Source organism: Spirillospora sp. CA-294931 (genome assembly GCF_050946795.1).
GTDB lineage: Bacteria > Actinomycetota > Actinomycetes > Streptosporangiales > Streptosporangiaceae > Spirillospora.
In genome coordinates, this window is the sequence record NZ_CP192006.1 from 7691103 (window position 1) to 7703441 (window position 12339).

A 12339-nucleotide genomic window follows, 5' to 3' on the forward strand; every position below is an offset into this window, starting at 1 on the left:
CGCATGACACCACCGCATCTCCGGCTCCCCCCGACCGACCGGGTCACCTCGCCGCGCACCGGTTGGACGCGCGCCCACTGGGAGGCGGTCGCCGACCGGATGCTGGACGGTGTCGTCCCCTACGCCACCCCCGGCTTCGCCCAGTACCGCCTCCCCGGCCGGGCGAGCTGGTCGGGGGTGGCGCTGGACGGCCTCGAAGGCTACGCGCGGACGTTCCTGCTGGCGGCCTTCCGCATCGCGGGCGCGGGCGAGGACGCCGACCCCCGCCTGGTGGAGCGGTACGCGACCGGCCTGGCCACGGGCACCGACCCGGACGCGCCGACGGCCTGGCCCGTCCTGACCGACTGCTCGCAGCAGATGGTGGAGGCCGCCTCGATCGCCGTCGGCCTGCACGAGAGCCGCCGCTGGCTCTGGGACCGGCTGGACGACCGGGTGCGCGAGCGGGTGGTCGACTGGCTCTCGGGCTTTGTCGGCCACCGGACCTGGGACAACAACTGGCGGCTCTTCCAGGTGGTGTCCGAGCAGTTCCTGGCGTCGGTGGGGGCGCCCCACTCGCGGTCCGACATCGACGAGGGCCTGGACCGCATCGAGGACTGGTACGTCGGCGACGGCTGGTACACCGACGGCGACGGCCGCAACTTCGACTACTACATCGGCTGGGCCCTGCATCTGTACCCGCTGCTCTGGGCGCGGATCGCCGGAGAGGACGACGGCGGCCGGGCGAAGGTCTACAAGGAGCGCCTGTCGGAGTTCCTCAACGGATACGTGCATTTCTTCGGGGGCGACGGCGCTCCCGTCCACCAGGGCCGCAGTCTCGCCTACCGGTACGCGACCCTGGCCCCCGTATGGATGGGTGCGCTGGCCGACGCCACGCCGCTCGCGCCGGGACTGACCCGCAGGCTCGCCTCGGGCGTCCTGCGGCACTTCACCGAGCGCGGCGTGCCCGACGAGCGCGGCCTGCTCCCGCTCGGCTGGTACGGCACCTTCCTTCCCGCCACGCAGCCGTATTCCGGACCGGCCTCCCCCTACTGGGCGAGCAAGGGCTTCCTCGGGCTGCTCCTGCCGCCGGACCACGAGGTCTGGACGGCGTCCGAGCGTCCGCTGCCCATCGAGGAGGCGGACCAGTACACCTCCCTGCCCGAACCCGGGTGGCTCCTGCACGGCACGCGGCACGACGGGATCGTCCGGCTCGTCAACCACGGCAGCGACCACAACCCGCCCGAGCCCGCCGGGGCCTGCGACGACCCGCACTACGCCAAGCTCGCCTACTCCAGCCGGACCGCCCCGCAGAGCGCGCCGCACGCGTGGACGCGCGACGTCGACAACCATCTCGCCCTGGTCGCCGCCGACGGGACGGCCAGCCGCCGGGTGCGCATCCACCCCTTGGTCACGCGGGACCGTTTCGCCTCCTCCTGGCACACCGCCCGTCTCCCCGGCGACGACGGCGAGTACCGCGTCGAGTCGGCGTCGTTTCTGCACGGGCCGTGGGAGATCCGCGTCCACCGGGTGGAGGCGCCACCCGGGGCCAGGATTCGGGAGGGCGGGTACGCGTTGGCCCACGAGCGCCGTCCCGAGTCGGTCACCGGCCCCCGATGGGCCCTGGCCACCACCGAGGACGGCCTGACCAGCGCGCTGGTGGGCCTGCACGGCTGGGACGCCGAGCCCACGGTCGAACGCGACGTCGAGGCCAATGCGCTCGGTCCCCATTCGGCCACCCCCTGCCTGTGGTCGTCCCCGGGGCCGGTGCACGTCTCGCTCGTGGTGCTCTCCGGCGACTCCGTCCATCCCCGGGCCCTCCAGGAGTCGATCACCGTCGACGCGCCGGACGGCGGGCCCGTCACCGTCACCCTGCCCGACGGCGCGCGGCTGCGGGCATGACCCGGCGACGGCTGGCCTTCAGCACGCTCGGGTGCCCCGGGGCCGGGCTCGACGAGATCGTGGAGCTCGCCCGCTCCAGCGGCTGGCGCGCGGTCGAGCTGCGCGCCTCCGAGGAGGACCCGGTGACCACGGCGCTCGGAGTCGGCGAGCGCGCCCGGATCCGCGCGCGGTTCGCGGCGGCGGGCGTGACCATCGCGTGCGTCGCGTCCTATGTCCGCGCGGGCGACCCGTCGATCGGCGACCGGGAGTGCGTCGACGCGCTCCTGGCCCATCGCGAACTGGCCCGGGATCTGGGAGCCGCCGCCGTCCGGGTGTTCCCGGGGGCCGGTGAGGCCGGACCCGAGGCGGACGAGCGCGCCGCCAGGCGGCTGAGGGCGGCCGCCGGGCCCGGCGCCGTCCTGCTCCTGGAGACGCACGACTCCCATCCCGGCGCCCGCGACGTCGCGCGGTTGCTGCGCCTGGCGTCCAGCCCCGACGTCGGCGCCATCTGGGACGTGCTGCACACCTGGCTCGCCGGGGAGACGCCCGCCGAGTCGGAGGGCGCTCTGGGGCCGTGGCTGCGGCACGTCCAGCTGAAGGACGTGGCGGGACGTTCCGACCGCACCCCGATCCATCTGGGCACCGGCGTCCTTCCGCTGCGCGACGTCCTGGCCGTTCTGGACGGGCGCGGCTACGACGGCTTTCTCAGCCTGGAATGGGAGCGCCGCTGGCATCCCGCGGCGGCGCCGCTGCCCGAGGCGCTCGCGCGCGCCCGCGCCTGGCTGGACGGCACCGACGGCTAGTGCGACAGGCAGGTCCAGCTGCCGCCGACCGAGTTGTACGACTGGAGCACCGCGTTGGGGTAGGCGGGGAACTTGTAGCGGCAGACGCTGTTCATGTTGATCGGCACGTACTGCTGGTCTTCGGTGACGCAGTGGGGGCCGTTGGCCAGCGTGACCCCCGAGGCGTAGCCACGCGACTTGCAGTACGGGGTCAGCACCGAGTACGGCATGGTCCCGATGGGGGTGCCCGCCCCGCTGGGCTTCCTGCTCGTGCGGGGCCTGGTCACCGGTTTGCTCTGGGTGGGCGAAGCGCCCGGGCGCTTGGTGTTCCCCGAGGTGGGCTTGCCGCTCGATGGGCCCGATGTGGCGGGCGAGCCGCGTCCCGGCGTCGCCGTCCCCGATCGCCCGGACGCCGGGGCCGTGGGGCCGGAGGCGGCGACCGAAGCGGCGGCGCCCTCCGTGGGACGGGGTCCGCTCACGTCCTTGCCGTCGCGGTCGGACCCGCCCGCGAACTCGGAGGCGAGCACTCCGCACAGGACCAGCAGCGCGACGGCCGCCACGACCGCGACCACACCGGGCCGCCGCCATCGCCGTGCGCGTGCGGGCGGTTGCCGAGTTTCCGCCGCCACGCCGGCTTCGGCCGCTGATGTCCGCTCGGCCGCTACGGGGGCCACACCATCGGGGGCGGTGCCGTCCAAGAGGGCGTCGGCCACCTCCCTGGCGGTGGGACGGTCGGCCGGGGCCTTGGCCAGGCATCGCCGGACGAGGTCGCGCAGGTGGCCGGTCAGCGGTCCGAGGTCCGGCTCGTCGTGCAGGATCGACTGCATGATCGCGGGGATGGACTCGCCGGTGAACGCCTTCACCCCGCCCGCCGCGTAGACCATGGTCACGCCCCACGCGAACAGGTCGGCGGGCGGTCCGACGGGGTCGCCCGCGATCTGCTCGGGCGCCATGTACGAGGGGCTGCCCACGACCTGGCTGGTGGTGGAGATCCCGTCGGTCAGCGCCCGGGCGATGCCGAAGTCGATCACCACGGGACCGTCGGGGCCCAGCAGCACGTTGCCGGGCTTGAAGTCGCGGTGCACGATCCCGGCCCGATGGATGGCGGCCAGCGCGGTCGCGGTGCCGATCGCCAGCCGGTCCAGCGCCGCCCCGGACCTCGGGCCGTCCGCGGTCACCGCGTCCAGCAGCGAGGGCCCGTCCACGTACTCGCTGACGATGTAGGGACGCTGCCGGAACACCCCGCTGCCGACGATCTGGACGGTGCAGAACCGCGCGACCGCCTTGGCCGCCTCGGCCTCGCGCAGGAACCGCTCGCGCGCCCGCTCGTCCTGCGCCAGATGCGGGTGCAGCAGCTTGATCGCCACGGCCGTCCCCTCGGGCGCGGTGCCCGCGTACACCGTGCCCTGGCCGCCGCCCCCGAGCCGTCCGGCCACCGCGAAGGGCCCCACCGCGCGCGGATCCTCGGGGAGCAATTCCGCCCATCCGGGCACATGACCTCCTAAATAAACAAGATCGTCTGGATGCTAGCAATTGGTCCATCCGTTACGATCAAGTTGATCTTGCCTGGGAGTGTGCGATGGGGAACGGGGACGAGCCGGCGGACGAGCCGCGCTATCCGATCTCGCGTTTCCACCGGGTGCTCCTGCGGCTCGGCGTCCCCCGGTTCATGGCCGACCACGCGGCGGCACTGGTGGCGGCCAACCGGCGCCGGCGACCGCCTGACCGGGGCTAGCCGGGCCGGTGGCCACTGTCGGCCTCGGGCGGGCGGCCGGTGGCGTGGATCTTGTGGACGACGGGGGAAAGCGTATTCCCTGTCGGGAACAGACCCCCTTTTGCTCTGTGAACGGAGACCCTGACATGACCGTTGAACGACGTAGCGTCCTGAAGTACGCGGCCGTGGGCGTGACGGCCGCCGCGACCGGCACCGTGGCCACCACCTCCGCCCACGCGGACGCGGGCTGGCCCACGACCATCGCTCTCCCGAACGGTTTCCGCCCAGAGGGCATCGCCATCGGGAGCGCCCCGCTCGCCTACTTCGGTTCGCTGGGCAACGGCGCCATCTACCGCGCCGACCTGAGGACCGGACGCGGCCGCGTCGTCTCCCCCGGCCAGGAGGGCCGTGCCGCCGTCGGGATCAAGCTCGACCAGCGGGGACGGCTGTTCGTCTCCGGCGGCCCCGGCGGCGACGCCCGGGTGGTCGACGTGCGGACCGGCGCGGTGCTCGCCACCTACCGCCTCGCGTCCGGCGGACCGGCGTTCGTCAACGACGTGGTCCTCGGCCGCGGTGGCGCGTGGTTCACCGACTCGTACAACGGTGTGGTGTACGGCCTGCCGCTCGGGCCCGGCGGGCGGCTGCCCGGCCAGGACGCGGTCGTCCGGCTGCCCCTGGGCGGCGAGTGGGAGCAGGTCCCGGGCGAGGGCGTGTTCAACTCCAACGGCATCGCGGTGCCCCGGGACCGTTCCGCCCTGCTGGTGATGCAGCAGCAGCACGGCGGCCATGTCTTCCGCGTCGACTCTCGCAGCGGCCGCGCCGAGCGCGTGCGGCTCGCGGGCGCGCCCGCGCTGGAGCGGGGCGACGGGCTCCTGGTGCACCGCGACAAGCTGTACATCGCGCAGAACGGCCTTCACTGCGTGGACGTCTTCCGCCTGGCCCGGGACGGCCGCACGGGCACCTACCTGAAGCGCGTGACCAACGAGGGCTTCGACTTCCCCACCACGGTCGCCGCGTTCGGTCGCAGGCTGTACGTCGCCAACGCCCGCTTCGCGACCCCGCCCACCCCGACGACGCCCTACGCGGCCGTGGCGGTCCCCCTGGTGTGACCCCGCGCTCCCGGTGGCGTGGATTTGTTGCGTATCCGTATGTCGAGGCCTCCGGATGGGAGCAAATGGGGCTTCGGCGTACCTTTCAGGCGAACGGTCACACGGGCCCGCGACGCGGGCCCGACGTCGCGGCACCCCGCCGCACTCCACCCCACCTAGGAGTCCGTCATGACCATCCGCTTCCGCGCCTTCGCCGGCGCAGCCACGATCTCCGGAGTCGCCGCACTGGCGTTCGTCGCGCCGATGTCCGCCAGCGCGACCGACACGGCCGACCAGGGCGCCAAGGCCGAGGGGTCCTACCACGCGACGCCGCTGGGCAGCTACAACATGGCCGGCGACACCGAGGGCCACTCGGCCAAGAAGGCGCCTCCGGCCCGCGCCAACACGAGGATGGCCTGGTACTACCGCCTCGAATCCTCCTGTACGTCGTACGCGAGCACGATCCAGCGCGGCGCCGCCTACTGGGGCGGCACCCGGAGCACGTCCTCCGGGACGCCGGTGTCCTGCACCACCGGTTACGTCCAGGGCTGCGGCCCGGGCACGATCGTGGGCTGCAACTGGGGCATGGGCGACCGCATCGCGCTGTCGACGCGGGTGAACGACTTCGCCCTGCTGGCGGCGCACGAGTTCGGCCACAACTGGTACGGCCACTCGGGCACCGGCTGCGCGAGCTGGGCGAGCGCCTCCATGGTCATGCGGACGCACATGTGCTAGCCGTTTGATCAACGGGCCGGTCGCGATCGCGACCGGCCCGTTATCGTGCCGGGACGTGTTCGGCCAGGCCCTGGCGGCAGTCGGCGCCGACCTTGCGCATGGCCCGGGCGATGTGCTGCTCGACGGTCCGGGGCGACAGGTGCAGCGTGGCGGCGATCTCGCGGTTGGTCAGGCCCGCGGCGGCCAGCTCGGCGACCTCGCCCTCGCGCGGCGACAGGCGGTCGGTGTAGGCCGGACGCCCCGGCCGGCGCCTGACGGCGGGCCGGTGGACGCGCAGCGTCGCGCGGGCGCGGGACGCGTCCCAGGTGGCGCCGAGCCCGCTCAGCAGCTCGACGCAGTCGACCAGGTCCTGGGTCGCCTCCTCGGTCCCCTGCCCGGCGGACAGGGCGCAGTGCCCGGCGGCCTCGGCCGTGAGGGCCCGCGCGTACGGGCGCGGCAGCAGCCCATAGGCCCGGCTGGACGCCCGGTAGCCCGCGACGGCCTCGTCCAGCTCGCCCTCCGCCTCGGCCACCAGAGCCCGGCACCAGAGCAGGGCCGCCGCCGCCGAGGGCGCGTCCCGGTCGGCGAGCCCGGCGGCGAATTCCTCGACCAGGTCGCGGGCCGCGTCGCGGCGGCCGTCGCCGACCAGGGCGTGCACCGCCCAGGGGGCCAGCTCGGCGCCCCAGACCCACACCCCGCGGCCGCGCAGCCATGACCAGGCGGAGTCGGCCAGGGTCGCGGCCTCGGCGGCGCGCTGGCCCAGCAGCATCCTGATGTGGCCGCCCGCGGAGACCGACGCCAGCGGCACCTCGGTCTGGTCGAACGAGGACGGCTCGGCACACGGCAGCCAGGTGCGGGCCGTGGACCACTCGCCCCGCGCCATGGCCAGCAGCCCCACCACCACGCGGGCGTCGTTGCCCGTGCCCTCCTCCGCCACCAGGCTCGTGCACCGTTCGGCGAGACCGTCCCAGCACCCGGTCATGTAGTCGTGGAACAGGGCGGTGCCGCGCCCGAGGTTCTCGAGGTAGGGCGCGCTGTTGCGGGCGGCCCGGTCGATGCCCTCGGCCAGCAGCTCGCCGGCACGCCCGAGGTGCCCGAGGAAGACCGCGCCGTTGGCGGCGTTGCCCACGCCGCGCGCCAGCTGCTGCCGCTCGGCCAGGCCGGCGCCGGTGCGCGGGAGCCGCTCCAGCGCGTCCCAGGCGGCGGGGTCGCCGCAGTTCATCAGGTGGGTGACCGTGCCGGCGGCGATGACCGCGCGGGTGACGGGGTCGCGCGAGGCGCTCGCCGCCTCGACGGCGTGCTCCATCCAGCCGCGGTGCTCGGCCAGCGACATCCCCGGGAAGTAGGAGTTGGCCAGCGCCATCATCGCCATGGCGGCCAGCGCGGGCCGTCCGTCCAGCTCGCCCACCGATCTGACCAGTTCCCCGCGGCCCTCCTCGAAGCGGCGCTTGCGGTGGCGCAGGAGCAGGCCGAGCTCCAGCCTGATCTCGCCGCGCTCGCGCTCGGGGAGCGCGGGGTCGTCCACGATCCGGCGCAGCACCTGGGCGGTCTTCTCCGAGCGGAGCTGGAGCATGGCGTTGCGCGCGAGCGCCAGCGCGCAGCGCCCCTGGAGCTCGGGCGGGACGCTGCGGGTGTCGAGGGTCTCCTCCAGCAGCGCGACCGCGACCTCGTCGCCGCCGATCGCGCCCTCCAGGTCGGCGACGTGCGCCGCCGCCCGCAGCCAGTCCTCGGTCCGGCCACCGGCGGCCCAGTGGCGCGCGAGGCGGGCCCAGGGCACCGGGTCCCGGTCGGCCAGGATCTTGGTGGCCCGGTGGTGCAGCCGCTCCCGGACCGCCCCCGGCAGCTCCTGGTAGACCGCGCGGGCGGCGAGCGGGACGGCGAAGCCGTACCGTCCGGCCTGGGTCTCGCGCAGCGCGCAGGCGCCGAGCGCGGCGACCAGGGCGGCGTGCCCGGCGTCCTCGTCGAGCCCCGCGACCGCCGCCAGATCGCGCGCGCCCGCGGGCTCGTCCAGCACCGCCGCCGCCCAGACGATGGGCCGGTGCGCCTCGGGCAGCGCGGCGGTCCGGTCCAGGATGAGCTCGGCGAGGCGGACGGGCGCCCCGGCCTCGTCCACGTCCCTGGGGCCGAACGGCTCCTTGCCCGGGGACGCGTCGCCCAGCATCCGCAGCAGGTCGATGAGCACCTGCGGGATGCCGCCCGAGCACTGGCGCAGCCGCGCCACGAACTCGCGGGGGCAGCGCTCGGCGCCCAGCGTCTCGCGGGCGACCGCACCCACTTGGTCCTCGTCCAGCGGTTCCAGCCGCAAGCGGGTGACCGCGAGCCGCGCCGGGTAGTCGACGGCACGCCGCAGCGGCAGTCCCGGCCTGTCCAGCTGCTCGGGCCGGTAGGTCAGCACGGCGGCGAACCGCGCGGGCGGCTCGGCGAGGAGGCCGCGCAGCACCTCGAGGCAGCGGTCGGCGGCGTGGTGGACGTCCTCGACGACCAGCAGCACCGGGCGGACCGAGGCGAGCGCGGCCGCCAGGACGCGGTGGGCGTCCCGGTCGGGATCGTCCGAGTCTCCCGCCGTCGTGTAGGGCGGTTCCCCGGGTGTCGGGGACGTTCTCACCTGGACGCCCTGCGGCGTCTTCGGACGGCCGACCGGAGCCGCGCCGTTCGCGGCCCTGGAGGCCCCCGGGACGGCCACCGACAGCCCGCCGGACGGCCGGCACGACACCACCAGCCGGGTCACCGAGCGGGCCTCGGGCAGATCGAGCAGCCGCCGGACCAGACGGGTCTTGCCCATCCACGCCGCGCCCTCGACCAGCAGCAGGGCGGGTTCGGCCGCGCCGGTGAGGGCGTTGACCAGCCGCTGCTCCCACGCCTGTTCCCGCACGAGCGCCTCCTCGCGGTCGCCGGTCCGCGTCATACGGGGCGGCCGCGGGGGTGTGGCGCACCGATGACGTTCGACGACCGTTAGTTACCACAAATACGGGCGTAATGGTCAGAACCAGGCGCTCTTTAACCTTCCTTGACCAAGACCACCGGTGTCAGCTCTCGGGCGCTCCGCTGGAGATCGTCGTGTGGCGGCCCTCGGCGGTGAAGCCGACCGCCAGCCGGTGGCCCTGTTCGGACCGGCCCTCGATGACCTCGGCGGACTCGCTGATCTGGAAGCCGTTGCGGGCCATGAAGCCGCGGGCGACGCGGCGGTGGTCGGCGGGGAACACCTCGAAGGCCCTCAGGAGCAGGCGCGAGGCCGCCAGGTGGTCGTACTCGGCGACCGGGAGCGCGGGGTCGTCGAGATGGAACACGGCCGAGCCCTGGCCGCCGTTGATCGAGCAGGCGTGGACCCCGTTGCCGCCGAGCAGCTCGCCGACCGCGATGGCCATGGTCTTCGCCGCCGACTCGGGGTCGGGGAAGCCCGAGAAGTCCAGCGTGCCGGCGGTCAGCTCGGGGATCCGATGGCGCTCGCCGAACTCCCGGATGACCTCGAGCCGGGCGATCGACGGCAGCGTCCTGTCGATGTGGGTGTTGTCCCAGGACCACAGCCAGGTGCCGGACAGGCGCGAGAAGCTCCCGAGCACCGTCGTCCCGCCGAACGTGCGGCCGCCCACCGCGCACACGTCACCGGTGAGGTCCAGCTCGACATGACCGTCGCCGAGGAAGGCGTTGAGCACGTCCTGCCGGTGGATCGCGGCCGCCGACCCCTCGGCGGCGAACCTCTCGAAAGCGGGACTGTAGGCGCCGAGACCGCCGGGGAACTCGCGCCAGAAGCGCGCGGTGCCCTCGTCGCCCCGGCGCTGGTAGAGCCCGGCGAGCCGCGCGGCGGCGGCCTCGTGGCCGAACTCGCGGACCGACCGCGTGAGCCACTGGGCGGCGGCGTGGTCGTCTCCCTGGTTCATGAGCACGGTCCCGAGGCTGAGCGCGGCCTTGGGGTGACCCAGCTCGGCGGCCCTGTGCCACGCCTCCATCTGCTTCTCGGTCTCGCCCTGGTCCTGCCGGACGTGCCCGAGGTTGTAGGCGGCGCCCGCGTTGCCGCGCTCGGCCGCCCGGCCGTACCACTCGGCCGCCACCGCCAGGTCGCCCTTGCCGTCGGCGTCGTGGAACTTGCCGATGTTGAACGCGGCCTGGTCGGAGCCCAGGTCCCAGGCACGGTGGTACAGGGCCATGGCCTCGTCCATGTCCCCTCGGTTCTCCAGCAGCACCCCGAGGTTGAGGAGCCCGGACATGTCGCCGCCCTCGGCGGCGACGCGGTACCACCGCTCGGCCTCGGCCGGGTCGCCGTTCTTGTCGGCGGCGTAGCCCGTTTCGAAGGCGCTCTCCGGGACGCCCGCCTCGGCCGCCCGCCGCCACCACCGCCACGCCCCGGCCTTGTCGCCGAGATCCCACAGCAGGTCCGCGAGATCGTGCCCGGCCCGGTGGTGACCGGCCTCGAACGCCTGGGTGAAGAGGCGCTCGGCCGCCGCCGTGTCACTGTGCCGCACGGCCTCGATCCCGCGCTCGCGCAGCGCGGCGGCCTCGGACGGGGGCGGGGTCTCGCTCATGTCGAACCTCCTTGAAGAACCGGTGTGACCTGGGGCGCGCCGGGCGCCCTCAGAAAGATCCGTAGGACTACGGATCGATACGCGGATTGTTTCGCCGCGGGTCCCTGCCGATGCTCGGATCACCGTGGTCCTGCTCACGCGATCTTTCCCACCGAAGAGGAGCCAGGATGAAACCGAGACGACTGTTCGGCGCTTTCGCCGGACTGGTCACGACGGTGGCGCTCACGGCGTCCCTGTCAGGAGTGTCCCAGGCGGTGGCGCCTCCGGGCGACCCGGCCTTCCAGGCGGTGAATCCCACCGACACCGCTCCCGATCCCCAGAGCGGCCCCAGCCCGCGCATCGTCGGCGGCGAGCCGGCCTTCGTGAAGGACCACCCCTTCATCATCGCGATGCTGCGCGAGGGCGGCCCGCGTCCGCAGGGCCAGACCTGCACCGCCGCCGTCGTGGCGCCCCGGGTGATCGTCACCGCCGCGCACTGCAAGGACGGCCAGGGCACCAAGTCGATGCTGTACGGCTCGGACGACCTGACCAAGCCCGGCGGCACCAAGCTCGAGGTCGAGAAGTACCTCCAGCACCCCAGCTACGTTCCCCCGAACGGGTGGCAGCAGGGACATGACGTCGGCATCGTCGTCACCAAGACCGACATCCCGGTGCCCTCGGGCTACCAGTACCCGCGCGTGGCGACCTCCGCCGACTCGGCGCTGACCCAGCCCGGCAAGTCCTCGCTGCTGCTCGGCTACGGCCGCGTCCGCGACGGCGAGAACGAGTTCGCCCACCTCAAGAAGGTGTCGAGCTACCCGATCGTCAACGGCAGCAACACGTGCGGCTCGTTCGGAACGTTCAACGACAAGTACATGGTCTGCGGCGGCTACCAGGACGGCCACGACGGCATCTGCCAGGGCGACAGCGGCGGCCCGATGCTCGTCGACGGCGTGATCGTCGGCGTGGCCTCGTGGGTGAAGACCGGCTGCGGCAGCTACGGCGCCTGGGGCAAGCTCACCGGCGAGATGGGCGACTGGGCGAAGAAGACCATCGACGAGAACAGCCAGCCCTCCGGCTCGCCCAGCGCCTCCTTCACCGAGAACTGCTCCACGACGGAGCCGACCTGCGCGTTCGACGGGTCGGCCTCGCGCGACCCCGACGGCTCCATCTCCTCCTACTCCTGGGACTTCGGTGACGGCCAGACCGGCACCGGCGTCAAGCCCTCGCACACCTACTCCAAGGCGGGCGCCTACACCGTCAAGCTCACGGTGACCGACAACGACGGCAAGACGGGCACCACGTCCCGGGAGGTCCGGGCGGGCACGTCCGGCGGCGGGCAGGCGCCGAAGGCGTCGTTCACGGTCCAGTGCAACTGGGCGAACTGCTCCTTCAACGGCGGCCAGAGCTCCGACCCGGACGGCGACATCGCGTCCTACGCGTGGAACTTCGGCGACGGCCAGACCGGCACGGGCCAGACCACCTCGCACGCCTACCCGAACCGGCAGACCACCTACACGGCACAACTGAAGGTGACCGACAGGGCGGGCAACAGCAACACCGCCTCGAAGCAGATCCAGTGCTTCAGCGTCGGCGCCCAGGCGTTCTGCTTCCCCGGTCAGTGACGGGGGCTGAGACCAGGTGATGTCGCCGCCCCGGCGCGGAGCGCGGTCGCGAGCCGCCGC

Annotated in this window: 9 protein-coding genes; 6 read left to right on the plus strand and 3 right to left on the minus strand. The window is 73.7% G+C overall.

Going from position 1 to position 12339, the window contains the following annotated elements:
* Window positions 1-3 precede the first annotated feature (3 nt).
* On the plus strand, window positions 4-1878 hold the full coding sequence (locus tag ACQPY4_RS34795; protein WP_433328345.1) for a DUF2264 domain-containing protein: 1875 nt from the start codon (window positions 4-6) through the stop codon (window positions 1876-1878).
* Window positions 1875-2660, plus strand: coding sequence for a sugar phosphate isomerase/epimerase family protein (locus ACQPY4_RS34800; protein WP_433328347.1), 786 nt, complete (start codon window positions 1875-1877; stop codon window positions 2658-2660). Before ACQPY4_RS34795 ends, ACQPY4_RS34800 begins: the two co-directional genes overlap by 4 nt.
* On the opposite strand, the gene ACQPY4_RS34805 is transcribed toward ACQPY4_RS34800, so the two are convergent.
* Window positions 2657-4132, minus strand: coding sequence for a serine/threonine-protein kinase (locus ACQPY4_RS34805; protein ID WP_433328349.1), 1476 nt, complete (start codon window positions 4130-4132; stop codon window positions 2657-2659). The genes ACQPY4_RS34800 and ACQPY4_RS34805 overlap by 4 nt on opposite strands.
* 86 nt (window positions 4133-4218) lie before the next feature.
* Between ACQPY4_RS34805 and ACQPY4_RS34810 the strand changes: the two genes are divergently transcribed.
* From ACQPY4_RS34810 to ACQPY4_RS34820, 3 genes are all read left to right on the plus strand, one after another.
* Entirely contained in the window at window positions 4219-4374 is a 156-nt protein-coding gene (locus tag ACQPY4_RS34810; RefSeq protein ID WP_433328351.1) for a hypothetical protein, read from the plus strand.
* 125 nt (window positions 4375-4499) lie between these two features.
* Window positions 4500-5462 carry an SMP-30/gluconolactonase/LRE family protein gene (locus tag ACQPY4_RS34815; protein WP_433328353.1) on the plus strand — a complete coding sequence of 321 codons (963 nt, stop codon included), beginning with the start codon at window positions 4500-4502 and terminating at the stop codon, window positions 5460-5462.
* A gap of 168 nt (window positions 5463-5630) precedes the next feature.
* A complete protein-coding gene (locus ACQPY4_RS34820; protein WP_433328355.1) occupies window positions 5631-6176 on the plus strand; it encodes a hypothetical protein in 546 nt (181 codons plus the stop codon).
* Between the two features lie 40 nt (window positions 6177-6216).
* On the opposite strand, the gene ACQPY4_RS34825 is transcribed toward ACQPY4_RS34820, so the two are convergent.
* Window positions 6217-9027 (minus strand): ATP-binding protein, encoded by a 2811-nt coding sequence (locus tag ACQPY4_RS34825; RefSeq protein WP_433328357.1) that lies wholly within the window; start codon window positions 9025-9027, stop codon window positions 6217-6219.
* 154 nt (window positions 9028-9181) lie between these two features.
* Entirely contained in the window at window positions 9182-10675 is a 1494-nt protein-coding gene (locus ACQPY4_RS34830; RefSeq protein WP_433328359.1) for an SEL1-like repeat protein, read from the minus strand.
* Between the two features lie 167 nt (window positions 10676-10842).
* Here ACQPY4_RS34830 and ACQPY4_RS34835 point away from each other — a divergent pair, with 167 nt between their 5' ends.
* Window positions 10843-12279 carry a PKD domain-containing protein gene (locus ACQPY4_RS34835; RefSeq protein WP_433328361.1) on the plus strand — a complete coding sequence of 479 codons (1437 nt, stop codon included), beginning with the start codon at window positions 10843-10845 and terminating at the stop codon, window positions 12277-12279.
* Window positions 12280-12339 lie beyond the last annotated feature (60 nt).

Bases quoted from the DNA above. Each gene is read 5' to 3' on its own strand.
- ACQPY4_RS34795 (WP_433328345.1), top strand. From the start codon at position 4: ATGACACCACCGCATCTCCGGCTCCCCCCGACCGACCGGGTCACCTCG.
- ACQPY4_RS34800 (WP_433328347.1), top strand. From the start codon at position 1,875: ATGACCCGGCGACGGCTGGCCTTCAGCACGCTCGGGTGCCCCGGGGCC.
- ACQPY4_RS34810 (WP_433328351.1), top strand. From the start codon at position 4,219: ATGGGGAACGGGGACGAGCCGGCGGACGAGCCGCGCTATCCGATCTCG.
- ACQPY4_RS34815 (WP_433328353.1), top strand. From the start codon at position 4,500: ATGACCGTTGAACGACGTAGCGTCCTGAAGTACGCGGCCGTGGGCGTG.
- ACQPY4_RS34820 (WP_433328355.1), top strand. From the start codon at position 5,631: ATGACCATCCGCTTCCGCGCCTTCGCCGGCGCAGCCACGATCTCCGGA.
- ACQPY4_RS34830 (WP_433328359.1), bottom strand. From the start codon at position 10,675: ATGAGCGAGACCCCGCCCCCGTCCGAGGCCGCCGCGCTGCGCGAGCGC.
- ACQPY4_RS34835 (WP_433328361.1), top strand. From the start codon at position 10,843: ATGAAACCGAGACGACTGTTCGGCGCTTTCGCCGGACTGGTCACGACG.